We start from the raw sequence: 22,100 nt of genomic DNA on the forward strand, positions 1-22,100 counted from the left end.
CTCACCCTTGTGGGTTAGCTCACAACAGGGCTCGTTGACCTTCTTCGTCCACCCTCACACCAACGCCGGAGGGGTCGTCACCGACGACACCATCCGCTCGCTCACCATCAGCCGGTGGATGCCGGGCACCCGCTCGGTCATCCTCGTCCACGACACCGGCCGCGGCCTCGAAAGCCTGACCGAGGACTTCCGGCACGAGCTGGAGGACGAGGTCGGCCAGCGCCCCGCCCGGGCCGTGGAGGCCTTCCGCGACGTCGAGCGGGACGTCCGCCAGTCCGTGCAGCGGGTCCGGACCAACCCCTTCCTGCTCGACGAAGACGATGTGCGAGGCTTCGTCTTCGACGTGCACACCGGTCTCCTGCGGGAGATCGATCCGGCCACCTGAGTGACAGACCCGTCGGACGCCGTCAAGAATGCGGGAAGACACCGCCCGGAACCCGTCCGGGGCGGCGTCCGTGTTTCGGGGTGGGCCGGTTCATGCGCCAACAGCGTCGGCCCCGGGAAAGGGCCGAGGAGAACCAGGTGACCACGTACGACGACCGAGCGAGCCTCGCTGATCTGACCAGCACGGCCGAGCGGGTCCGCCGGTCGGTCGAGAGCGTGATCGAGGGCAAGCCCGAGGTCGTACGGATCGCGCTGACCGTGCTGCTGGCCGAAGGACACCTCCTGATCGAGGACGTCCCCGGCGTCGGCAAGACGATGCTGGCCAAGACGCTCGCCAAGTCCATCGACTGCTCGGTCCAGCGCATCCAGTTCACGCCGGACCTGCTGCCCTCGGACATCACCGGCGTCAGCATCTACGACCAGCAGCGCCGCGAGTTCGAGTTCAAGCCCGGCGCCATCTTCGCGCAGATCGTCATCGGCGACGAGATCAACCGCGCCTCCCCCAAGACCCAGTCCGCGCTGCTGGAGTCGATGGAGGAGCGCCAGGTCACCATCGACGGCACCACCTACGCCCTGCCCAGCCCGTTCATGGTTGTCGCCACCCAGAACCCGGTCGAGATGGAGGGCACCTACCCCCTCCCCGAGGCCCAGCGCGACCGCTTCATGGCACGCGTCTCCGTCGGCTACCCCAGCCCCGAGGCCGAGCTCCAGATGCTCGACGTGCACGGCGGGCTCTCCCCGCTCGACGACCTCACCGCCGTCGCGCACGCCCACGACGTGGTCAAGCTGATCGAAGCCGTCCGCGAGGTGTACGTCGCCGCGCCCGTACGCCGCTACGTGGTCGACCTGGTCTCCGCGACCCGCAGCCACCCGGAGCTGCGGCTGGGCGCCTCGCCCCGCGCCACCCTGCACCTGCTGCGCGCCGTCAAGGCCTCCGCCGCCCTGTCCGGCCGGGACTACGTCCTGCCCGACGACGTGCAGCAGCTGGCCGCGCCCGTCCTCGCGCACCGGCTGCTGCCCACCGCGCAGGCCCAGCTGAACCGGCGCACCGCCGAGCAGGTCGTCCACGACATCCTCCAGCGCACCCCCGTCCCCGCCGCGCACGCGCGCGGCGAGATGCCGCCCGGCGCGGGCCTGCGGGGCTTCTGATGAGCGCCGGTGCCCCGCACGGCGCCGGCGGGCAGGTGAGGGAAGCCGGGGGGCTGCGCGCCTCGTTCGCGGGGCTGACCACCCGGGGCCGCTCGTTCCTGGCCGCCGGGACCGCCGCCGCCGTCTGCGCGTACGTCCTGGGCCAGGGCCAGCTCCTGCGGGTCGGGCTGCTGCTCGTCGCCCTGCCCCTGATCTGCGTCCTCGCCCTGCACCGCACCCGCCACCGGGTCACCGCGAGCCGGCGCCTGACCCCGCCGCGGGTGCCCGCCGGCGGGGAGGCCCGCGTCCAGCTCCGGCTGGAGAACGTCTCCCGGGTGCCCACGGGACTGCTGATGCTCCAGGACCGGGTGCCGTACGTGCTGGGGCCGCGGCCCCGCTTCGTACTGGACCGGGTGGAGTCCGGCGGGCGCCGCGAGGTGTCGTACCGGGTCCGTTCCGACCTGCGCGGCCGCTACCCCCTCGGCCCCCTCCAGCTGCGCCTGACCGACCCCTTCGGGCTGGTCGAGCTGACCCGCTCCTTCACCGCGTACGACACCCTCACCGTCGTCCCGCGCACCCAGCCCCTGCCCCCGGTCCGGATGACCGGCGAGGCGGGCGGCTACGGCGACGGCAGCCGCCGCTCGCTCGCGCTGGCCGGGGACGACGACGTGATCCCGCGCACCTACCGGCGCGGCGACGACCTGCGCCGGGTCCACTGGCGCTCCACCGCCCGCTACGGCGAGCTGATGGTGCGCCGCGAGGAACAGCCCCAGCGCAGCAGGGCCACCGTCCTGCTGGACACCCGCGACACGGCGTACGCCGGCGCGGGCCCCGACTCCGCCTTCGAGTGGGCGGTGTCGGCCGCCGCCTCCACCCTGCTGCACGTCCTGGAGCAGGGGTTCGCGGTGCGGCTGATCACCGACACCGGCGACCGCGTGCCCGGCGAGGGCGGCGGGGGCGGTGGCGGCTTCTCCTCGGGCGGCCCGGAATCCGCCGAGGCGGCGGGGCTGCTGATGGACACCCTCGCGGTCGTCGGGCACTCCGACGGGAGCGGGCTGGGCCGCGCCTACGACGCGGTCCGCACCGGCGGAGCCGGCCCCGCCTCCTCCGGCGGCGACGGCCTGCTCATCGCCTTCTTCGGCGACCTCGACGGCGAACAGACCGAGATGGCGGCCCGGATGCGGCAGCGCAGCGCGGGCGCGGTGGCGTTCGTACTGGATTCCGCGGCCTGGACCGGAGCGCCCTCTCGGGCGGAGGAGCGGCTGCGCAGGCTGCGGGACGCGGGCTGGACGGCGCTGGCCGTCCCGCCCGGCGCCGCCTTCGCCGAACTGTGGCGGCAGGCCGGGAACGCTCCCCTCGGCCCCGAGAACTCCGGAGGCCGGGCATGAGCGGGCGCACGCGGGTGACGCTCTTCGCAATGCTGGCGACGCTGCTGACCTCCTGGTCGCTGGCGCCGCTGGTGGAGTCCACGGGCTGGCTGCTCCAGGCGGCGGCGCTGCTCGGGGTGCAGTCCGCGGTGGGGGCCGGCGCCCGGCGGGTGCCGCTGGCGCGGTCGCTGACCGTGGCGGCGCAGCTGCTGGTGTCGCTGCTGGTGCTCGCCTTCCTCTTCGCGGGGAAGGCCGGAACCACCGGGGGCGGGCCGCTGTCCTTCCTGGTCACCGACTTCGGGGCCCTGTTCCAGCAGGGCGTGCGGGACGTGAGCGAGTTCGCCATACCGGCCCCCCTCACCGACGGCATCCGGCTGCTGCTGCTCGCCGGGGTGCTGCTGATCGGGCTGCTGGTGGACGTGCTCGCCGTGACGCTGCGGACCTCCGCGGCCGCCGGGCTGCCGCTGCTGGCGCTGTACTCGGTCGCGGCCGGGCTGGCGACGGGCCAGGGCGGATCCTGGTTCGCCTTCCTGCTGGCCGGGGCGGGCTACCTGATGCTGCTGCTGTCGGAGGGGCGCGACCGGCTGGCCCAGTGGGGCCGGGTCTTCGGCGGCGCCCCGGGCACGCGCGTCTCGGCGGCCTCCGGGTACGGGGGCGGCGCGGGCGGCGGCCGGGCCGTGGCGCCCGTGCGCACCGGGCGCCGGATCGGCGTGGTCGCGCTCGGCGTGGCCGTGGCGGTGCCGGCCGTACTGCCCTCCCTCGGCGGCGGGCTGCTGGGCGCCCCGGGCGACGACTCGGGCGCGGCGGGCCGGGGCGGCGGCACGATCTCGGCGGTGAACCCGCTGGTCTCGCTGCAGAGCAGCCTGAACGCGCAGGACAACCGGGTCGTGCTGAGGTACCGCACGGACAGCCCGCAGCTCGGCGAGCAGTACCTGCGGATCCTGGCGCTGGACGAGTTCAACGGCGTCAAGTGGGAGGCCTCCGGGCGCCCGCTGACGGACGTGCCGGAGCGGCTGCCGACCCCGTCGGGGCTGAGCGACCGGGTGCGCGAGAGCGCGTCCGAGGTACGCACCTCCGTCTCGGCGGCGCAGACGTACGCCCAGCGCTACCTGCCGATGCCGTACCCGGCGACGCAGATCGACATCGCCGGCAAGTGGCGGTACGAGCCGGCCGGCCGGACCCTGGTCGGCGACCAGCTGGCCAAGGACCGCTTCCAGAACGTGCAGGGCGCGCAGTACACCGTACGGAGCCTGCTGCTGCGGCCCACGGCGGCGCAGCTCCAGGCCGCGCCCGCCCCGAACCCGGCGGTGCGGGAGGAGTACACGAGGCTCCCGGACAACCTGCCGCCGGTGGTGGCGGAGACGGCCCGGCGGGTCACCCAGGGCGCGCGGGACGACTACACGCGGGCCGTGCGGCTCCAGGACTTCTTCGCGGTGAACGGCGGCTTCCGCTACGACACCAAGGTGTCCTCGGGGACGGGCTCGCAGGCCATCGCCCGCTTCCTGGCGGACAAGGAGGGCTTCTGCGTCCACTTCGCCTTCTCGATGGCGGCGATGTCCCGCTCCCTGGGCATCCCGGCGCGGGTGGCGGTCGGTTTCACCCCGGGCGAGAAGCAGGCCGACGGCAGCGTGAACGTCTCGATGCGGGACGCGCACGCGTGGCCCGAGCTGTACTTCGAGGGCGTGGGGTGGACCCGCTTCGAGCCGACGCCCCGGGCCGGCATCTCGCTGCCGGACTACAGCCGCACCGAGGCCCCGGCGCCGCAGCCGTCCGCGCCGTCCGCGCTGCCCTCGGCGTCCGCGTCGGCGCCGGCGCCCATGCCCTCGCAGGCCGAGGCGTGCCCGCCGGAGCTGAAGAAGCTCGGCGAGTGCGGCGTACCGGCCGCCCCGCAGGACACCGGCACCGGGTCCAGCGGTGTACCGGTCGGCGCGGTCCTCGGCTGGACCGCCGGCGCGCTGGTGGTCCTCGGGCTGCCGCTGCTGCCGCTGCTGTGGCGCCGGCGTGTCCGCGAGCGGCGGCTGGCCTCCCCGCGGGGGACCGCGCGCGGGCCGTCGTCCCCCGGGGCCCCGGCCGTCCCGCCGGGGTCCTCCCCCGGGGTGCTGGCCGCCTGGCGGGAGCTGGGCGACTCGGCCTGGGACGTGGGCATCCCGCCCGACGGGGCGCTGTCGCCGCGTCAGGCCGCGAGCCGGGTCGTGGTCCTGGGCCGGCTCGACGGGGAGCCCGCGCGGGCGGTGCACCGGGTCGCGGACGCGGTGGAGCGGACGCTGTACGCCCCGCCCGGCGCGGACGTCCCGTACCCGCGGCTGGCCGACGACGTCCGCCTGGCCCGCACGGCCCTGCTGGCCGCCCTCGGGCGCCGGGCCCGGCTGCGCGCGCTGCTGCTCCCCCGGTCGGCGGCGCGCGTGACCGCCGCCGCCTCGGCCCGGGCGGCGGCGCTGTCCGCGCGGACGGCGGCCCTCACGGCCCGGATCCGCTTGCTGATCCCGCTGCGGGGCCGCGGCTGAGCGGGAGCCCGCGGCAGGAAATGACGGACGCCGGTGCGTTCGGACTCGTTCCCCCCGAGTCCGAACGCACCGGCGTTCGCCGTACCGCTCACGGCCAGGGACCCGGTCCGCTCCGCGGCCCCGTGTCCGCGGTGCGGGCCGAGGCCCCGTCCGTGGCTCCAGTCTGCTGTCTGCGCAGGTGGGAGCCCATCCGTACGCATACTCATCTGTTCGCCTAGGTACGGATACTCAGTTCTACGCCGGTCCGGCCCCCGGGCGGCACCGCCGACCGGGGGTCAGCGGCTTCCGCTGACCCGTCCCCGGAGCAGCAGCGACAGCGCCGAGTGGACGTCGTCCAGGGAGCGCTCGCTCTGGAAGGCCTGCCAGTCCAGCGCGGCCACCAGCACCATCCCGACCAGTGCGGCCGCGGTCAGCGGCACGTCGATCTCGGCGCTGAGCTCCCCGCGTTCCACGCCCTCCCGCAGTACCGACTCGACGACCGCGACGGCTTCGCCCCGCACCACCATCAGGGTGGACTGCCAGGCGCGGTTGGTGCGCCAGAGTTCGGCGACGTACAGCTGGGTGAAGGCCGGATAGCGGTCGATGAAGACCAGGCCGGCGCGGATCATCGCGTCGAGGGCCTCGATCCGGCTGCCGCCGCGCGCCTCGGTCCCGTCCGCCGCCGCCCGCAGCGAGGCGGTCAGCAGACCCACCCCGTGCCGCAGCAGCTCCTCGAACAGCTCGGTCTTGCTCGCGAAGTTGTAGTAGACGGTGCCCTTGGCCACGCCGGCCCGTTCGGCGATCTCGTCCACCGTGGTCGCGGAGAAGCCCTGTTCGGCGATGAGCGTGACGGCCGCCTCGTACAGCTTCTGCCGCGTGGCCTGCCGCCGGGCGCCGCCCGCGGTGGTGCTACTGCTTTCCATGGCGCTGATTCTCACAGGTCACAGCCCCTTACAGGCTCAGTTCGGGGTGCAGTCGGTCCATCGTCCACACCTGCTTGCCGCGGGCGGCGAGCGCGGTGAGGGCCAGTGCCCCGGCCGTGAAGGCCACCAGGACCGCGCAGCCCTGCCACACCGGGGTGAGGTCGCCGCCGGTGATGAGGCGGCGCAGGCCCTCGACGACGTAGGACATCGGCAGGTACGGGTGGACGTCGTTGAAGAAGTCCGGGCTGGTCTGGATGGGGTACGTGCCGCCGGCCGAGGTGAGCTGGAGCATCAGGACGGCGAGGACCAGGATGCGGCCGGCCGCGCCGAACTTGGCGTTCAGCCACTGGATGATCGCCGCGAAGCAGGCGGTGACCAGGACCAGGAAGCCGATGGTCAGGGCCGGGTGGGCCATCTTCAGCCCGAGGCCCGGGGCCCAGTGCAGTACGGACATCAGCGCGCCCACCTGCGCGGCGCCGAGGCCGGCCACGGGCAGCCAGCCCGCGACGGCGATCCGCCAGGGCGAGGCGCCGGCGGCCAGTGCCCGCTTGTTCATGGGCGCGATCAGCATGTAGGCGACCATCGCGCCGACCCACAGGGACAGCGGGATGAAGTACGGGGCGAAGCCGGTGCCGTAGTTGGGCGCCTTGTGCAGGGCCTGGTTGGCGAGCTGGACCGGGTCGGCCATGACCTCCGTACGGGCGTCGCGCTGCCGCTGGTCGTAGTCCGGGATCTTGTCGACGCCCTCGTGCAGGCCGTCGGCGAGCCGGCCGCTGCCGTCGACGAGCTTGAACATGCCGCCGCCCAGGGTGTGGGCGCCGTCGCCGAGCTTGCCGACGCCTTCGCCCAGCTTGCCGGAGCCGCCCGCGGCGGTGCCGATGCCCTTGTGCAGCTCGACCATGCCGGCGGCGACCTTGTGGGCGCCGTCGTTGAGGGCGTTGGCCTTGGTGACGGCGGCGTCGAGGTCGCCCGCGAGGCCGGGGGCCTTGGTGGCGAGTTCGCGGGCCTTGTTCTCCAGGTCGGTCAGCTGTGTGCGGAGCTTGGTGATGTCGCCGCTGGAGTTCCCGAGGACGGTGCTCGCGTCGCCGGCGAGCAGGGCGGCCTCGGCCGCGTTGTCCTTGATCTGCTTCAGCTCGGGGCAGGAGGCCGCGAGGGGCGCGGCGCCGGGGGTCGCGCACACCTTGGTGTAGTACGAGTCCAGGCCGGTGGCGACCGCCTTGGTCCGGGCGGCGGCGGCCGGGGCCTTCTCGACGGCCTTGGCGAGGTGGTTGTTGACGACCTTGGCGCTGTCGGCGACGAGCTTGGCGGTGTCCGCCAGGTTCTTGGGGTCCTTGACGAAGGGGCGGGCCTTGTCGGCCGCGCCGTTGACCACGTCGGCGACCTTCTGGGTGCCGTCCGCGACCTGCCGGGAGCCGGTCTCCAGCTTGCCGGCCGCCTCGTTGAGCTTCTTCAGGCCGCCGGTGAGCTCGCCGGACTTCTCCTTGGCCGTGTCGAGGCCGTCGGCGAGTTCCTTCGCGCCCTGCTGGGCCTTGCCCGCGCCGTCCTTGAGCTGGGCGGCGCCGTCGGCGGCCTCGGCGGTCTTGTCGTGCAGGTCGGAGAAGGAGATGAAGATCTTGTCGAGGAAACCGCGGGAGGCGTTGGTGGACGCCGCCGAGCGGACCTCGGAGAAGACGGTGCGCGAGATCGAGCCGACGATGTAGTTGTTGGCGTCGTTCGTGCGGACCTGGAGGGCCCCGGTGGTGGGGTCGTCGCCGCCGCTGGAGGCGATGTTCCTGCTGAAGTCGGCGGGCATGGTCAGGGAGAGGTAGTACTTCCCGTTCTCCAGGCCCTTGGCCGCTTCGGCGGCGCTGACCTCGCGCCAGTCGAAGGTCTTGCTCTCGCGCAGTTTGCGGGTGATCTCACCGCCGGCGTCGAGGCGCTTGCCGTCCACGGTGGTGCCCTGGTCGGCGTTGACGAGGGCGACGGGCACCCTGTCGAGGCGCTTGTACGGGTCCCAGAAGGACCAGAGGTACAGGGCCCCGTAGAGCAGGGGCAGCAGGAGCAGCGCGACGAGGGCGGCCCGGGGCAGCTTCCCCCGCCCGAACCGCTTCAGCTCAAGCGCGGCCAGTTTCGGCGAGCGCATCGTCCGCCCCCTTCGTGTCTTCGTCGGTGTCGGTGCCGGCGGCGGGCTCGGTGCCGGGCTCTTCGGCGTCGGGCTCGGTGCCGGGCTTCTCGGCCTCGGTGCCGGGCTTCTCGGCCTCGGTGCCGGGCTTCTCGCCCTCGGTGCCGGCCCCGGTGCCGATGCCGGTCTCCTCGGCCTGGGCGTCGCCGTCCCCGTCGGGGTCCGTGTCGTTGCCCGGGGTCGTGCCGGCGGGCAGGCCCCAGGTGATCTTCGGACCGTCGGCGTGCCCCACGGCCGCCCCCGCGGGACCGGGCGCGGCCTTCCCGGTGCCCCCGCCCGCCCGCGGTGGCGGGCCCACGGGCTCCGCCGTGTCCGGCTCCGCGCCCGTGCGCAGCACCGTCACGCCCTCGGGGGCCTCGCTGCACACCGCGAGGACGGTGGTCCCGCGGTCGGCGACCGAGCGCAGCAGGGCCCAGGCCTGCGCGCGTTCGGCGTCCGAGAGCTTGATGTCGAGGTCGTCCAGGGCCAGCAGCCGGGGGCCGCCCAGCAGGGCGATGGCCAGGGACAGCCGTACGGCCTCCAGGCGCTCCAGGTCGCGTACGGAGGTCCGCTCGCCCTTCGGCAGGGCGGAGAGGTCCAGCCCGACGGCGGCCAGGGCCTCGTCGATCCGGGCCCGGGCGGCGGCGCGGCGGTCGCCGCGCGGGCGCAGCAGGGAGCGCAGGGGGGCGTCGTAGCGCCGCTGGAGCATGGCTCCCTCGCGCAGCTGCTCGGCGACGGTGAGGGCCTGGTCGAGGTCGTTGACCCCGGGGACGGGGCCGAGGGCGGTGATCCGGCGGACCGCGGCCATCTTCTTCGGCAGCCGGTGGCGGCCGATCTCGGCGTGGCCCTCGGTGGCCTTCATCCGTCCGGTGAGGGCGAGGAGCAGGCAGGTCCGGCCGCTGCCGGAGGGTCCTTCGAGCGCGATGAGCGATCCGGGGGCCGCTTCGATCCCCACCCCCCGGAACACCCAGCCGCGCGGGCCCTTGAGTCCGAAGCCCTCGGCCTTGACGGCGGCGCCGTGCGGGCTGTTCACGCCGCTCCCCCTCCTTTTGAACTGACTGGTCAGTTCAAAAGTTAGCAGGCGTCAGGCCCGCGTGCCCGGCGGGCGGCGCTTTTTGGCGGGAACCCGGCGGCCCGTCACAGGTCCTGGCCCTCCCTCACCCGCGTGCCCGCGCCGGGGCCACCCATGCCCGTCCCGTCCGGGTTTCACGGTGAATGCGCAGGTCAACGCGATTGTCAGTGGCCCCCGTCACGATGGACCCACGAACGGAAAACAGCCGCACCGCCGAGCACCACGCAACGACAGGAGGTTCGTCATGGCCACACCGTCCCCGTCCCCTGTCCACCCCGTCCCGCGCAGGGCGTCCGCACCGCCGGCCGCCCTCGAACTGCTCGCCAAGGCCCGCGACGGCCTGGCCGAGGCGGCCCTGCTGCCCCGGCCCAACGAGCGGTACGCCACCGCACACCTGGCGGCGCTGCGCGCCGCCGCGGCCGTGCTCGCCGCGCGCGGGCGGCCCGAGCCGGCCGGACGCCGGCGGAGGCCGCGGATCCGCAGCGCGTGGGAGGTGCTGCCGGAGATAGCGCCGGAGCTGACCGAGTGGAGCGCGCTGTTCGCGTCGGGTGCGGCCCGGCGGGCCCGGGCCGAGGCCGGGATACGGGACGCGGCGAGCAGCCGGGACGCGGACGACCTCGTACGGGAGGCGGGGATGTTCCTGCGGCTGGTGGAGCGGATGCTCGCGCTGCAGCCCGTGGCGCAGGCGCTGCCGCAGCCTCGTCCGGAGCGTCCGAACGCCGGATGAGCTGCGCGGTCGGCTGAGGCAATAGGGTGGGGCAAGCACCTCCCCACCCCTTACGCGCCGAGGAGTCATCAGCCGTGTCGGACACTTCCCGCCCCCGTGCTTCCCTCCGCACCGCCGTGGTGTGGGAGGTCCTCAAGGAGGCCCTCGACCGCCGGGTGAAGGCGACCGGGCGGGAAGCGCTCGAGGTGCTGGACACCGGCGGCGGCACGGGCAAGTTCGCCGTGCCGGTGGCCCGGCTGGGCCACCGGGTGACCGTGGTCGACCCCAGCCCGAACGCGCTGTTCGGGCTGGAGCGCCGGGTCTCCGAGGCCGGTGTCGCCGATCTCGTGCGCGGGGTCCAGGGCGACGCCCAGGGCCTGCTGGACGTCGTCGAGCGCGACGCGTACGACGTGGTGCTCTGCCACGGCGTGCTGGAGTACGTGGACGACCCCGCCGAGGGCGTGGCCAACGCCGTCGCCGCCCTGCGCCCCGGCGGCATCCTCAGCCTGCTCGGCGCCGGCGTCGGCGGAGCCGTGCTGGCGCGGGCGCTGGCCGGGCACTTCACCGAGGCCCGCACCGCCCTCACCGACCCGGCCGGGCGCTGGGGCTCCGGCGACCCGGTGCCGCGCCGCTTCACCGCCGAACAGCTGAGCGCGCTGGCCGGCGACGCCGGCCTGGCGGTCGGCGCGGTCCACGGCGTGCGGATCTTCGCCGACCTGGTCCCCGGGGTGTTGGTGGACACCGAGCCCGGCGCGGTCGAGGCGCTGCTGCGGCTGGAGGAGGCCGCCGCCGAGCTGCCCGCCTTCCACGCGGTGGCCACGCAGCTGCACGTCCTGGGCGAGAAGCCCGCCTGATCTGCGGGCTTGCTCGACCGGGCTCCGGCGGATCCCCTCCCAACCGGCGCGCCGACACGTATGATCGGGTGCACCGGTCGGCATGACGGACCGCCCATTGGGGAATAAGCGCCTCAATGGCCGCCCGCCTTGGCGTCGGTACGTTCGAAGCACCCGTTCGGCACCGGGTCCGGCACTCAGGACTTGCCCGGCACGGTGGTTTGCAGAATGTGGCGTAGAGGGCGGGTATCACGGGGGCGATTCCCCGCCTATCCTGAAGGGGACCCCTGGTCGCTACCCCCCGCGACCGACGGATGAGGAGGACTCCCGTGCCGCTCTCGGAGCACGAGCAGCGCATGCTCGAGCAGATGGAGCGAGCGCTGTACGCCGAAGACCCCAAGTTCGCGACAGCGCTTGAGGGCAGTGGACTGCGCACGTACACCCGGCGACGGGTCTACCAGGCAGTCGTAGGCATTGTGGTGGGTATCGCGCTCCTCATGACTGGTGTGATCTGGCAGGAAGTGCTCTGGATCAGCGTGGTGGGATTCCTCGTCATGCTGGCCTGTACGGTCCTCGTGGTCACCGGTTGGCGCAAGGCCCCCAAGCCTGGCGAACAGCCCGTCTCCGGAAGTGCCGGCGGTTCGGCCCACGGCCGCAACCGGCAGCGTCGGTCGATGATGACCCGTATCGAGGAACGGTGGCAGCGCCGCCGTGACGAGCAGGGGCAGTAGCCCCGCACAGACTCCGCCGGTGAGGGGACGTCCGCGAGAGCGCGGCCGTCCCCTCGCCGTTTCCCCCGCCCTGATCGGCCGCTCTGCGGCATGCTGATCAGATGAGTGTGCTCCCCCTGGTCTTCACCAGCGGCTGGGCCAGCGGGATCAACGCCTACGCCGTGATCCTCCTGCTCGGCGTCTTCGGCGCGACCGGACTGTCCGACGAGGTCCCCGCCTCGCTCCAGCGCACCGACGTCCTCGTCGTCGCGGGCGTGCTGTTCCTGTGCGAGTCCGTGGCCGACAAGATCCCGTACGTGGACTCCCTGTGGGACACCGTCCACACCGTGATCCGGCCCGTCTCAGGAGCGGTCGTCGGCGCCCTCCTGGCCGGGCAGAGCGGCTCGCTCTCCGACCTCGCCGCGGGTGCCGTCGGCGGTTCCACGGCGCTGGCCAGCCATTTCGTCAAGGCCGGCACCCGGATGGCGGTCAACACCTCGCCCGAACCGTTCAGCAACATCGTGCTGAGCACCGCCGAGGACCTGGGCGTGGGCGGCGTCGTCACCTTCGCGATGTTCAACCCCCGGGCGGCCGCCGTCATCGCCGCCGTCCTGCTGCTCATCGGCCTGGTCCTGTTGGTCTACCTCTGGAGCCGGATCCGCCGCTTCCGACGGCGGCGGGCCCAGCGCCGCGAGGAGAAGCGGCTGGCCGCAACCACCCGGGCCGTGGGCGGAGCACCACCCGGCTGACCTGCGGGCCTGGCTCGATAGGCTCAGCGGTATGGCGAGAATTGCGGTGATCGGCGCCGGCATGGGCGCGATGGCGACGGCGGCCCGGCTGGCCGTGGCGGGGCACCAGGTGACGGTGTACGAGCGCGGGTCCACCTACGGGGGCTCCGTCGGCCGGTACGAACGCGACGGCTTCGCCTTCGACACCGGACCCGGGCTGCTGCACCTGCCCGCCGTCTACCGCGACCTGTTCGTGAAGACCGGCAAGCGGCCCCTGGAGGACCGCGTCGGCACGGTACAGCTGGACCCCGCCGTCCGGCACGTGCTGGACGGCATCGCCGTCACCCTCCCCGGCACCTCCCGGGGCGGGGTCGCCGCCGCCCTCGACGCGGCCTTCGGCGCGGGCGCGGGCGAGCGCTGGAACGCCCTGCTGGGGCGGGCCCGCGACACCTGGGACGCCACCCGCCGCCCGCTGCTGGAGGAGCCCCTGCGCCCCGACTGGCAGGTACTCGGCCGCGACCCGTACCCGGCGCTGCGCGGCAGCGGTCTGCTGCGCCGCCGCCCGCCGACGCTGGCCGAGGTGGCCCGGCGCGAGCTGGGCGGCCGGCTCGGCGAGCTGCTGGCGGGCCGGGTCCTGGCGTACGGGCTGGACCCGGACGCGACGCCCGCCGCGGCGGCCGCGCTGCCCTATATGGAGCAGACCTTCGGCAGCTGGTACGTCCGGGGCGGCATGCGCGAGCTGGCCACCGCCGTCTACGAGCGCTGCCGGGAGCGGAAGGTGGAGTTCGTCTTCGGCGCCGCCGTCCGCTCGGTGCTGAGCCGGGACGGCCGGGCGGCCGGGGTGGGGCTGGCCGACGGCACCGAGGCCGCCGCCGACCACGTCGTCTGCGGCATCGACCCGAGGCAGCTGCCGAGCGCCTCGGTGCCCCGCCCGCCCGGCGGCGTACCGGCCCGGGGCACGGAGGTTCCCGGCCGGCTGACCCTGCTGCTGGCGCTGCGGGGCGCCCGCCCGGCGGACGCCGTCCACCGCACCCTGGTGCACTCCCCGGACCCCGCCGGCGTCCGGCTGGTCACGGTGCTGCGCCCGGACGACCCCGCCACCCGGCCGGACCCGGACCACGAGGCGGTCACCGTGAGCGCCGTGTGCGGGCCCGCGGGCGGGGCGCCCGTCCCGGACCCGGAGGAGCTGCTGGACCTCGCCGCCCGGGCCGTCCCCGGGCTGCGCGAGCGGCTGCTGTGGCAGGAGGTGCGCACCCCGCGGGACGTGGAGGCCGCCACGGGTGCCCTCGGCGGCTCGGTGCCGCCGCCCGCGCTGCCGGGGGACGGGGGCCGGCTGCTGTACCCGGCCAACACGACGGCGCTGCCCGGGCTGTACCTCGCGGGCGGCTGGGCGCACCCCGGCGGCGGGCTCGCGCACGCCGGGATGACGGGGGCCCTGGTGGCCGGGCTGATCGTGGAGGGGGCCGGGTTCCGCGGCTCGCAGTGAGCCCCGGCCCGCCGGGGCCGGGGCCGGGGCCGAGTGCCCGTCAGTGGCGGTACTGGCCGTACTCCCCGTTGCCGGGGTACGGGTACGGGTACTCCTGCTGCGGGTCCTGCTCCGGGTAGGGCTGCGGCGCGGCGTCGGTGGCGCGCTGCTGCGGGACCCACACCCCGCCGGGCGGGGTGTCCATGGAGTACTGCTGCTGGGCGGGGTCGCCGTAGGGCGGGTAGGCCGCGCCGTCGTAGGGCGGGGCCGGGGAGACCTCGCCGCCGGTGCCGATGTACGGGTCCGAGTAGGCGGCGTAGACCTGCTGCTCGCCCTGGGGGTAGGTGCCGGGGTAGTCGTAGCCGCCCTGGCCCTGCTGCTGGTCGTAGTAGGCCGCGTACTGGTGGGCGTCCTGCTCGGCCGTGGTGAACGGCGAGGCGAAGGGGGTCTCGGCGCCGGGCTGCTGGGCCTGCTGCGGCTGCTGGGGGACGAAGCTCTGTATCCCGTACGAGCCGGTCTCCTCGGGCACCGGCTGCGGGGTGAACACCGCGTCCTCGGAGCCCGGGTCCTCGCCCGGTCCCCGGCCCTGGTCGGCGTACTCCAGCCCGGTGACCTCCAGTGCCGGCTCCGGGCGCGGTCCGCTCCCGGAGCGGCGGCGTCTGCCCGAAGCCGCGTCCGGTGCGGGCCGCCCGCCCCGGCGCAGCGCCCAGCCGGCCACGAAGCCCTTCCGGAAGGAGAGCGTGACCAGGGTCTGGCCGACGGCGAAGGCGGTCGCGCCGGCGGCGATCACGAGCACCGACGGCAGTACCACTCCGGCCACCACTCCGGCGAAGCCGGTGAAGGCCAGCAGGCGCCAGCGCAGCCGGGCCTTGTACTGCATCAGGACCTCGGCAAGCAGCCACAACGCGACGATGCCGAACGCGATGTAGAGGACCGTCATTCCCATGCAAGGCCCCTCTCGGTACGGCCGCCCGCGCGGGAAGGGGAGACGGCCGGTCAGGCCCGCTGGTGCAGGCCCAGGTTCTCGTAGATCTCGAGAGTCGCCGTGGAATTGTTCAGCGTGATGAAGTGCAGTCCCGGGACACCCTCGGACAGCAGCCGCGCGCAGAACTCCGTGGCGAACTCGATGCCAATGGAGCGTACAGCGGCCGGGTCGTCCTTGACGGCGAGCATGCGCTCTTTCACGGCGTCGGGGAAGACGGCGGTGCTCAGCTGCGGCAGCCGGTCGAGCTGCTTGATACCGACAACGGGCATGACCTCGGGGATGATCGGGGTCTCGCAGCCCGCCTTGGCGACGCTGTCGCGCAGCCGCAGATAATTCTCCGGATCGAAGAACATCTGGGTGATGGCGTAGTCCGCGCCGGCGCGGCACTTGTCCACGAAGTGCCGGATGTCCGTGTCCCAGTCCTCGGAGCGCGGGTGCATCTCGGGGAAGGCGGCGACGCCGACGCAGAAGTCGCCGGACTCCTTGAGCAGGCGCACCAGGTCGGCCGCGTAGTCCACGCCCTCCGGGTGCCTGACCCAGGGGCCCATGGGGTCGCCGGGCGGGTCGCCGCGCAGGGCGAGCATGTTGCGGATGCCGGCGTCGGCGAACTGGCCGATGACGTGGCGCAGCTCGGCGACGGAGTGGTCCACCGCCGTCAGGTGCGCGACGGGCGTCAGGGTGGTGTCGGAGGCGATCTGCTGGGTGGCTCGGACGGTGCCGCCACGGGTGGAGCCGCCGGCCCCGTACGTGACGGAGACGAAGCTCGGGGAGACCGCCTCGATCCTGCGGAGCGCGTTCCAGAGGTTGCGCTCGCCCTTCTCGGTCTTGGGAGCCCAGAACTCGAAGGAGTACGAGGCTCCGGACGCGATGAGGTCGCGGACCGTGTGTGCACGGTCCGACCAGGTGGAAGCGGTACCAAGGGCCATACGGGCAGGTTAGACGGGGCCCGGCGGACGCCGAAGCGCTGTCCACGACCTGGACAGCTTTTTGGACGCCGCTCCAGCGTCACCCGAGGCGGGCGCGAACCCTCTTGGCGAGTTCGGCGGCCGCGGCGCCGGGGTCGGAGGCCTCGGTGAGGGCCCGGACGACCACGACGCGGGTGGCGCCGGCGTCCAGGACCTCGTCCAGGTTGCCGGCGTCGATGCCGCCGATCGCGAACCAGGGGCGGTCCTGGGCGAGGGAGGCCGCGTACCGGACGAGGTCGAGTCCGGGGGCGTGGCGGCCGGGCTTGGTGGGGGTGGGCCAGCAGGGGCCGGTGCAGAAGTAGTCCACGCCGGGCTCGGCGACGGCGGCGTCCACCTCGGACTCGGCGTGGCAGGAGCGGCCGATCAGGACCCGGCCGCCGAGGACGGCGCGGGCGGCGGGGACGGGGATGTCGCCCTGGCCGAGGTGCAGGACGTCGGAGCCGATGGCGTGCGCGACGTCGGCGCGGTCGTTGACGGCGAGGAGCTTGCCGTGGCGGCGGGCGGCCTCGGCGAAGACCTGGAGGTGTTCGAGCTCCTCGCCCGCCTCCATGCCCTTGTCGCGGAGCTGGACGATGTCGACGCCGCCGGCCAGGACCGCGTCGAGGAACTCGGGGAGGTCACCCTGCCGCTTGCGCGCGTCCGTGCACAGGTAGAGCCGGGCGTCGGACAGCTGCTGCATGGGATTCCCCCCGTGGTGGTGGGGTGTGCGGGCCGACGGGGTCGGCCCGCACACCGGTGGATCAGCCGGTCAGAGGGCGAGCGCCTGGGCGCGGCGCTTGACCTCCGTGCCGCGATTCTCGCGCAGCGCCTGCACGGGGGTGCCCGGCAGGGTCGGATCCTCGGTGAAGAGCCACTCCAGCATCTCCTCGTCGGAGAAGCGGTCGTCCCGCAGTACGGTCAGCAGCCCGACGAGGCCCTTGACGACCTTGTCGCCGTCGATGAACTGCGCCGGAACCTGCAGGGCACGGTTCTCGCCCCGGCGTACGGCGATCAGCTGCCCTTCCTTGACCATCTGGCGGACCCGGGTCACCTCGATGTCGAGCATCTCCGCGATGTCGGGGAGGTACAGCCAGGAGGGGACGAGGGCATCGATCTTTGCGTCAATCTCGGTCACGGGGACAAGCCTGCCACTTCGGACGGGCCGCCGGTACCTGGCCCCGTCCGTCCGGGGCCGGGCGGCCGCCGGATCGGGGCCCGGCAGGCGGCCCGGCAGGGCCCGGGAGCCGTCAGAGCAGGGCCGATTTCAGCGGAACGGCAGGGTCCGCGACCTTGGACGGGTCCACGGGCGCGGCGGTCTCGATCAGCTTGCGGCCCTGCGCCAGGTCCCGGGGGCGGCCCACGGCCAGGACGGCCACCAGCGCGCCCCCGCGCAGCCAGCACACGGACCAGGCGGGGCCGGCCGGGTCACCGCGCCACAGCAGGGTGTCGGCGTCGCCGTGATGGCCGGCGTACTGGACGAAGCGGCCGAACTGCTCGGACCAGAAGTACGGCACGGGGTCATAGGCCTGGACGGGTTCCGCCGCGAGGATGTTCGCCGCGACGGCCCGGGGGCCCTGGAGGGCGTTGTCCCAGTGGTGGACCAGCAGCCGCCGCCCGTAGCGGGCCGACGGGAAGGAGGAGCAGTCGCCGACGGCGTACACGCCGGGGACGGAGGTGCGCAGGTACGCGTCCGCGGTGACGGATCCGTCGGGGCCGAGCTCGATCCCGGTGCCTGCGAGCCAGTCGGTGGCGGGCCGGGCTCCGATGCCGACGACCACCGCCCCGGCGGGCAGCTCGCGGCCGTCGGCCAGCAGGACCCGGCCCTCCTCGATCCCCGCGACCTTCGCGCCGGTGATCAGGCCGGCACCGGCCTCGGCGTACCAGCGGCCCATCGGCTCGGCGACCTCGGCGGGCAGGGCTCCCGCCAGCACCCGGCCGGCGGCCTCGACCACGGTGACGGCGCAGCCGGCCTCGCGGGCCGCGGTGGCGAACTCGGCGCCGATCCAGCCCGCCCCGACCACCACGGTCGCGGGGGCGGCGGCCAGCACCGGGCGCAGCCGGGCGGCGTCGTCGAGGGTGCGCAGCAGGTGGACGCCGGGGACGCCCTCGGTGCCGGGCAGGGTCAGCGGGCGGGCGCCGCAGGCCAGCACGAGGACCTCGTACGGGACCGGGCCGGCCTCGGTGTCGACCTCGCGGGCCTCCGGCCGCAGCCCGGTGACCTCGGTGCCGAGGCGCAGGCCGATGCGCAGGTCCTCGAAGTCGACCTCGAACGCGGAGTCCTCGGCCTTGCCGAGGAGCACCGCCTTGGAGAGCGGGGGGCGGTCGTAGGGCTGGTGGGGTTCGGCGCCCAGCAGGGTCACGGGGCCCTCGTAACCCTGTTCGCGCAGGGCCACGGCGGTCTGCACGCCGGCCATTCCGGCACCCACGATCACGACGCCGGGGTTCGTCTGTTCCGTCTGCTCACTCACGCGGCCCAGCCTAGTGAACTGACGGCCCATCAGGAACAGGGGGAGGGGGACCGGCGGGCGGACGCCGGGGAGGCAGCCTTACCCGGCTCCGGCCGCGGGGTTTAGTCTGGCCACCGTACCTATCGCGGGAGTCCGGGCGCACCGGGCTGAGAGGGAGGCTGGCCGGCCTCCGACCGTACGAACCTGATCCGGGTCATGCCGGCGAAGGGAGGGGCTGGACGCCCATGCACTCATCTCGGAAGGGATCCGCCGGGGGATCCGACGTCCTCGTCATCGGGGGCGGCATCATCGGCCTGGTCACGGCCTGGCGGGCGGCCCGGCGCGGGCTGCGCACCGCGCTGGCCGACCCGGACCCCGGCGGCGGCGCCGCCCGGGTCGCCGCCGGCATGCTGGCCGCCGTCACCGAGCTGCACTACGGCGAGGAGACCCTGCTCGGGCTCAACCTCGCCTCCGCCGCCCGCTACCCGCAGTTCGCCGCCGAGCTCACCGAAGCCAGCGGCGGCATGGACCTCGGCTACCGGGCCTGCGGCACCCTCGCCGTCGCCCTCGACGCCGACGACCGGCTCCACCTGCGGGAGCTGCACGCCCTCCAGCGCCGCTGCGGCCTGGAGTCGGAGTGGCTCACCGGCCGCGAGTGCCGCCGTCTGGAACCGATGCTCGCCCCCGGCGTACGCGGCGGGCTGCGCGTCGACGGGGACCACCAGGTCGACCCCCGCCGGCTCGCCGCCGCCCTGCTGGCCGCCTGCGGGCGGGCCGGCGTCGCCATCCACCGGGCCCGCGCGGAACGGCTGCTCGTCACCGCCGACCGGGCCGCCGGAGCACTGCTCGACGACGGTACGGAGCTGCGCGCCGGCCAGGTGGTGCTCGCCGCGGGCTCGCTCAGCGGCCGGCTGGCCGGCGTACCGGCCGAGGCGCGCCCGCCCGTACGGCCGGTGAAGGGGCAGGTGCTGCGGCTGGCCGTACCGCCCGCGTGCGCCCCGTTCCTGTCCCGGACGGTACGGGCCGTCGTACGCGGCAGCCACGTCTACCTTGTGCCGCGCGAGAACGGCGAACTCGTCGTCGGCGCCACCAGCGAGGAACTCGGCTGGGACACCACGGTGACCGCGGGCGGGGTGTACGAGCTGCTGCGCGACGCCCACGAGCTGGTACCCGGCATCACAGAGCTCCCGCTGGTCGAGACCCGGGCGGGGCTGCGCCCCGGCTCCCCCGACAATGCGCCGCTGCTCGGCCCGACCGACCTGCCCGGCCTGCACCTGGCCACCGGGCACTACCGCAACGGGGTGCTGCTGACCCCGCTGACCGGCGACGTGATGGAGGAACTGCTGACCACCGGCTCCGTGCCGGAGGTCGCCCGACCCTTCAGCCCGCGCCGCTTCTCCTCCACGCGTCAGGAGTCCCTCGTATGACCATCTCCGTCAACGGCGAGCCGCGCGAGGTCGCGGCCGGCACCACCCTCGACGCGGTGGTCGCCACCCTCACCACGGCCCCCTCGGGCGTGGCCGCCGCGCTCAACGAGACCGTCGTCCCGCGCGGGCAGTGGCGGGCGACGCGGGTGGACGAGGGCGACCGGATCGAGATCCTCACCGCGGTCCAGGGAGGCTGACCACCATGGCTGACGACGTCTTCACCCTGGGCGGCCGGACCTTCTCCTCCCGGCTGATCATGGGCACGGGCGGGGCCCCGAGCCTGGACGTCCTGGAACGCGCCCTGGTCGCCTCCGGCACCGAGCTGACCACCGTGGCCATGCGCCGCCTCGACCCCACCGTGCAGGGCTCGGTGCTCTCCGTGCTGAACCGGCTGGGCATCGCCGTCCTGCCCAACACCGCGGGCTGCTTCACCGCCGGCGAGGCCGTGCTCACGGCCCGGCTGGCGCGGGAGGCACTGGGCACGGACTGGATCAAGCTGGAGGTCGTCGCGGACGAGCGCACCCTGCTGCCCGACGGCGTCGAGCTGCTGGACGCCGCCGAGGTCCTGGTCGACGAGGGCTTCACGGTCCTCCCGTACACCAACGACGACCCGGTCCTCGCGCGGAAGCTGGAGGACGTGGGCTGCGCGGCGATCATGCCGCTGGGCTCCCCGATCGGCTCGGGCATGGGCATCCGCAACCCGCACAACTTCGAGCTGATCGTCGAGCGCGCCGGGGTCCCGGTGATCCTCGACGCGGGCGCGGGAACGGCCTCCGACGCGGCCCTGGCGATGGAGCTGGGCTGCGCGGGGGTGATGCTCGCCTCGGCGGTGACGCGTGCGCAGCGGCCGGTCCTGATGGCGGCGGCGATGCGCGACGCCGTCTCGGCGGGCCGCCTGGCCCACCGCGCGGGCCGCATCCCCCAACGCCGCTTCGCGGAGGCCTCGTCCCCGACGGAGGGCCGCGCGGCCCTGGACCCGGAGCGCCCGGCGTTCTAGCAGTAGCCCCTTTGGCCGGATCAGAGCCGGTTTGGGGGGTTCCCGTCAGTCCCATCGTCCTTCCGTGTCGTGCCGGCCCGTCAAGGGCGCTCACTTCGTTCGCGTCACTGCGTGATCGCCTCCGGCGACCCTTGACAGCCCGTCCCGCCCCGGAAAGACAAGGACTGCCGGGAACCCCCCAAAGAACGGTCACGGGGCAGGAGAAGGGGAGGGGCGGGTCCCTCAGCGATGAGACGACGGGCCGGGGGCCGGCCCGCCGGGCATCCGAACCCTGCGATCCATGCTTCCGAACCCGGGCGCGGCTACCCGCACGAGAGGTTGACCAGAACGACCTGCGGAGCCTCCAGGCGCGTCAGATCGCTACGCGCTCCTCTCGGCATGGCGTCCGACGACCGTCCGGGGCCGATACCCGCACCAGAGGTGGATGAGGACAACGAGGGAAGCGGACAGGCGCGCCAGATCGCTACGCGCTGCTCTGATCTCGGCGGCCGACGGCCGTCTTGGGCTGATACCGGCACCAAATGGCGACCGGAGCAGCGCGGGAAGCGGTGTCAGGCACGCCCGGTCGGATCATTCCGGAGGCCGGCTGTACCTCTCCAGTGTTGCCTTGGTCGTGGTCCGGTCCACCAGCCGCAGTTCCCAGGGACCGGTATTGACGTCGAAGTCCTTGCCGAAGCCGACCCACTTGCCGGTCATGCGGCGTCCGGTCGGCTCGACCAGGAGTTGGATGGCCCCGTGGTAGCGGGCCCCGTTGTAGTAGCCGTCTGCGGCGGTCTGCTCGACCCAGGTGCCCGTGACCACATTGCGGTCGACGGTGAGATCCAGTGTGAGCGGGCTGTCCGGGTTGCTGCTCGCCCCGGGCAGGCTCTGGACGGTCAGCCGGTTCCCGTGCTGAACGATCACTACGTAGTGCTTGCCCTCGTACGAAGCGTCCCGGCTCGAAGAGAAGAACTCGTAGCGGCTGAGCCACACCCCCGAGAACGTCTCCTCACCCCCGTCTGCGGCCACAGTGGCCTCCCATCTTTTTTGTCCGACGACCGTCCGGATCAGTCCAAGGGGAGGGACTGGTGGGCGGCGACGATCGCGTCGATGCGGTGGGCGAGGTCGAAGTCCGCTGCGGTGAGGCGGTATCCGGCGTCGTGGGTGGTGATGGTTGCCCGCAGGTGGTCGATCCGCAGATCGAGGTCTGCGTGGTGCTGAATGCGCCTAGACCGGTCGGCGATGGTGACGATGGCCGCCACGGCGGCGTGGTATCGGATCGCGTAGGTGCGCGTGATCTCGTCGCCCTTGCGTTCCCAGCCCGGCAGGCCGGCCAGCTTTTCGGTGATCTGCTCGTCGGTCAGGACCATCGGTACACCCAT

At 74.0% G+C, this 22,100-nt stretch carries 20 protein-coding genes, 2 pseudogenes and 1 riboswitch; of the genes and pseudogenes, 12 read left to right on the plus strand and 10 right to left on the minus strand.

The genetic code is table 11. The features are described from left to right. Positions 1-49: 49 nt before the first annotated feature. From ACFY7H_RS09490 to ACFY7H_RS09505, 4 genes and pseudogenes are all read left to right on the plus strand, one after another. Positions 50-385 (plus strand): annotated as a pseudogene (locus ACFY7H_RS09490) (carbonic anhydrase); the annotation flags it as partial. Between the two features lie 137 nt (positions 386-522). Then, on the plus strand, positions 523-1,533 hold the full coding sequence (locus ACFY7H_RS09495; protein WP_388935473.1) for an AAA family ATPase: 1,011 nt from the start codon (positions 523-525) through the stop codon (positions 1,531-1,533). Further along, entirely contained in the window at positions 1,533-2,900 is a 1,368-nt protein-coding gene (locus ACFY7H_RS09500) for a DUF58 domain-containing protein (RefSeq protein WP_388935476.1), read from the plus strand. Before ACFY7H_RS09495 ends, ACFY7H_RS09500 begins: the two co-directional genes overlap by 1 nt. Further along, a complete protein-coding gene (locus ACFY7H_RS09505) occupies positions 2,897-5,383 on the plus strand; it encodes a transglutaminaseTgpA domain-containing protein (RefSeq protein ID WP_388935479.1) in 2,487 nt (828 codons plus the stop codon). Before ACFY7H_RS09500 ends, ACFY7H_RS09505 begins: the two co-directional genes overlap by 4 nt. 275 nt (positions 5,384-5,658) lie before the next feature. On the opposite strand, the gene ACFY7H_RS09510 is transcribed toward ACFY7H_RS09505, so the two are convergent. The 3 genes from ACFY7H_RS09510 to ACFY7H_RS09520 are packed head-to-tail and all read right to left on the minus strand — an operon-like array spanning position 5,659 to position 9,458. Further along, positions 5,659-6,285, minus strand: a complete 627-nt coding sequence (locus ACFY7H_RS09510; RefSeq protein ID WP_388935483.1) for a TetR/AcrR family transcriptional regulator — start codon at positions 6,283-6,285, stop codon at positions 5,659-5,661. A gap of 28 nt (positions 6,286-6,313) precedes the next feature. Continuing rightward, positions 6,314-8,407: a YhgE/Pip family protein gene (locus tag ACFY7H_RS09515; RefSeq protein ID WP_388935486.1), complete on the minus strand. Its 2,094-nt coding sequence runs from the start codon at positions 8,405-8,407 to the stop codon at positions 6,314-6,316. Continuing rightward, complete coding sequence (locus ACFY7H_RS09520; RefSeq protein WP_388935490.1) at positions 8,379-9,458, minus strand: ATP-binding cassette domain-containing protein; 1,080 nt, start codon at positions 9,456-9,458, stop codon at positions 8,379-8,381. The genes ACFY7H_RS09515 and ACFY7H_RS09520 overlap by 29 nt, the downstream gene beginning before the upstream one ends. Positions 9,459-9,741: 283 nt before the next feature. Between ACFY7H_RS09520 and ACFY7H_RS09525 the strand changes: the two genes are divergently transcribed. From ACFY7H_RS09525 to ACFY7H_RS09545, 5 genes are all read left to right on the plus strand, one after another. Beyond that, positions 9,742-10,224: an SAV_6107 family HEPN domain-containing protein gene (locus tag ACFY7H_RS09525; RefSeq protein WP_388935493.1), complete on the plus strand. Its 483-nt coding sequence runs from the start codon at positions 9,742-9,744 to the stop codon at positions 10,222-10,224. 74 nt (positions 10,225-10,298) lie between these two features. After that, positions 10,299-11,057, plus strand: coding sequence for a methyltransferase (locus ACFY7H_RS09530; protein WP_388935496.1), 759 nt, complete (start codon positions 10,299-10,301; stop codon positions 11,055-11,057). A 308-nt stretch (positions 11,058-11,365) separates the two neighbouring features. Then, positions 11,366-11,767 (plus strand): DUF3040 domain-containing protein, encoded by a 402-nt coding sequence (locus tag ACFY7H_RS09535; RefSeq protein WP_388935499.1) that lies wholly within the window; start codon positions 11,366-11,368, stop codon positions 11,765-11,767. Positions 11,768-11,868: 101 nt separating this feature from the next. Continuing rightward, a complete protein-coding gene (locus tag ACFY7H_RS09540; RefSeq protein ID WP_388935502.1) occupies positions 11,869-12,495 on the plus strand; it encodes a DUF4126 domain-containing protein in 627 nt (208 codons plus the stop codon). A gap of 31 nt (positions 12,496-12,526) precedes the next feature. Next, positions 12,527-13,960, plus strand: coding sequence for a phytoene desaturase family protein (locus tag ACFY7H_RS09545; protein ID WP_388935504.1), 1,434 nt, complete (start codon positions 12,527-12,529; stop codon positions 13,958-13,960). A gap of 40 nt (positions 13,961-14,000) precedes the next feature. On the opposite strand, the gene ACFY7H_RS09550 is transcribed toward ACFY7H_RS09545, so the two are convergent. From ACFY7H_RS09550 to ACFY7H_RS09570, 5 genes are all read right to left on the minus strand, one after another. Beyond that, the gene (locus ACFY7H_RS09550; protein ID WP_388935507.1) at positions 14,001-14,885 is read right to left on the minus strand and encodes a hypothetical protein; all 885 of its coding nucleotides are present in this window, start codon (positions 14,883-14,885) and stop codon (positions 14,001-14,003) included. A gap of 50 nt (positions 14,886-14,935) precedes the next feature. Then, complete coding sequence (metF, locus tag ACFY7H_RS09555; RefSeq protein ID WP_388935510.1) at positions 14,936-15,850, minus strand: methylenetetrahydrofolate reductase [NAD(P)H]; 915 nt, start codon at positions 15,848-15,850, stop codon at positions 14,936-14,938. A 79-nt stretch (positions 15,851-15,929) separates the two neighbouring features. Next, complete coding sequence (thiE, locus tag ACFY7H_RS09560; RefSeq protein ID WP_388935513.1) at positions 15,930-16,568, minus strand: thiamine phosphate synthase; 639 nt, start codon at positions 16,566-16,568, stop codon at positions 15,930-15,932. 69 nt (positions 16,569-16,637) lie between these two features. Beyond that, complete coding sequence (locus ACFY7H_RS09565) at positions 16,638-17,003, minus strand: Rv2175c family DNA-binding protein (protein WP_267035306.1); 366 nt, start codon at positions 17,001-17,003, stop codon at positions 16,638-16,640. Positions 17,004-17,115: 112 nt separating this feature from the next. Beyond that, complete coding sequence (locus ACFY7H_RS09570; RefSeq protein ID WP_388935517.1) at positions 17,116-18,336, minus strand: NAD(P)/FAD-dependent oxidoreductase; 1,221 nt, start codon at positions 18,334-18,336, stop codon at positions 17,116-17,118. A 114-nt stretch (positions 18,337-18,450) separates the two neighbouring features. Beyond that, positions 18,451-18,563, plus strand: a riboswitch (TPP riboswitch). Here ACFY7H_RS09570 and thiO point away from each other — a divergent pair. From thiO to ACFY7H_RS09585, 3 genes are all read left to right on the plus strand, one after another. Further along, positions 18,561-19,742 (plus strand): glycine oxidase ThiO, encoded by a 1,182-nt coding sequence (gene thiO / locus ACFY7H_RS09575; protein WP_388935520.1) that lies wholly within the window; start codon positions 18,561-18,563, stop codon positions 19,740-19,742. (Overlaps the previous riboswitch by 3 nt.) Beyond that, positions 19,739-19,939, plus strand: a complete 201-nt coding sequence (gene thiS / locus ACFY7H_RS09580; protein WP_388935523.1) for a sulfur carrier protein ThiS — start codon at positions 19,739-19,741, stop codon at positions 19,937-19,939. Before thiO ends, thiS begins: the two co-directional genes overlap by 4 nt. Before the next feature lie 5 nt (positions 19,940-19,944). Continuing rightward, a complete protein-coding gene (locus ACFY7H_RS09585; protein WP_388935525.1) occupies positions 19,945-20,739 on the plus strand; it encodes a thiazole synthase in 795 nt (264 codons plus the stop codon). A gap of 570 nt (positions 20,740-21,309) precedes the next feature. Here ACFY7H_RS09585 and ACFY7H_RS09590 read toward each other — a convergent pair. Beyond that, positions 21,310-21,729: pseudogene (locus ACFY7H_RS09590) on the minus strand (XRE family transcriptional regulator); the annotation flags it as partial. Between the two features lie 56 nt (positions 21,730-21,785). Continuing rightward, positions 21,786-22,100 carry a 4a-hydroxytetrahydrobiopterin dehydratase gene (locus tag ACFY7H_RS09595; RefSeq protein WP_388935528.1) on the minus strand — a complete coding sequence of 105 codons (315 nt, stop codon included), beginning with the start codon at positions 22,098-22,100 and terminating at the stop codon, positions 21,786-21,788.

Source organism: Streptomyces sp. NPDC012794 (genome assembly GCF_042901085.1).
Taxonomy (GTDB): Bacteria; Actinomycetota; Actinomycetes; order Streptomycetales; family Streptomycetaceae; genus Streptomyces.

Excerpts from the sequence above, each read along its gene's own strand:
- ACFY7H_RS09500 (WP_388935476.1), top strand. The coding sequence starts at position 1,533 with ATGAGCGCCGGTGCCCCGCACGGCGCCGGCGGGCAGGTGAGGGAAGCC.
- ACFY7H_RS09505 (WP_388935479.1), top strand. The coding sequence starts at position 2,897 with ATGAGCGGGCGCACGCGGGTGACGCTCTTCGCAATGCTGGCGACGCTG.
- ACFY7H_RS09510 (WP_388935483.1), bottom strand. The coding sequence starts at position 6,285 with ATGGAAAGCAGTAGCACCACCGCGGGCGGCGCCCGGCGGCAGGCCACG.
- ACFY7H_RS09515 (WP_388935486.1), bottom strand. The coding sequence starts at position 8,407 with ATGCGCTCGCCGAAACTGGCCGCGCTTGAGCTGAAGCGGTTCGGGCGG.
- ACFY7H_RS09525 (WP_388935493.1), top strand. The coding sequence starts at position 9,742 with ATGGCCACACCGTCCCCGTCCCCTGTCCACCCCGTCCCGCGCAGGGCG.
- ACFY7H_RS09540 (WP_388935502.1), top strand. The coding sequence starts at position 11,869 with ATGAGTGTGCTCCCCCTGGTCTTCACCAGCGGCTGGGCCAGCGGGATC.
- ACFY7H_RS09545 (WP_388935504.1), top strand. The coding sequence starts at position 12,527 with ATGGCGAGAATTGCGGTGATCGGCGCCGGCATGGGCGCGATGGCGACG.
- ACFY7H_RS09550 (WP_388935507.1), bottom strand. The coding sequence starts at position 14,885 with ATGGGAATGACGGTCCTCTACATCGCGTTCGGCATCGTCGCGTTGTGG.
- metF (WP_388935510.1), bottom strand. The coding sequence starts at position 15,850 with ATGGCCCTTGGTACCGCTTCCACCTGGTCGGACCGTGCACACACGGTC.
- thiE (WP_388935513.1), bottom strand. The coding sequence starts at position 16,568 with ATGCAGCAGCTGTCCGACGCCCGGCTCTACCTGTGCACGGACGCGCGC.
- thiO (WP_388935520.1), top strand. The coding sequence starts at position 18,561 with ATGCACTCATCTCGGAAGGGATCCGCCGGGGGATCCGACGTCCTCGTC.
- thiS (WP_388935523.1), top strand. The coding sequence starts at position 19,739 with ATGACCATCTCCGTCAACGGCGAGCCGCGCGAGGTCGCGGCCGGCACC.
- ACFY7H_RS09585 (WP_388935525.1), top strand. The coding sequence starts at position 19,945 with ATGGCTGACGACGTCTTCACCCTGGGCGGCCGGACCTTCTCCTCCCGG.
- ACFY7H_RS09595 (WP_388935528.1), bottom strand. The coding sequence starts at position 22,100 with ATGGGTGTACCGATGGTCCTGACCGACGAGCAGATCACCGAAAAGCTG.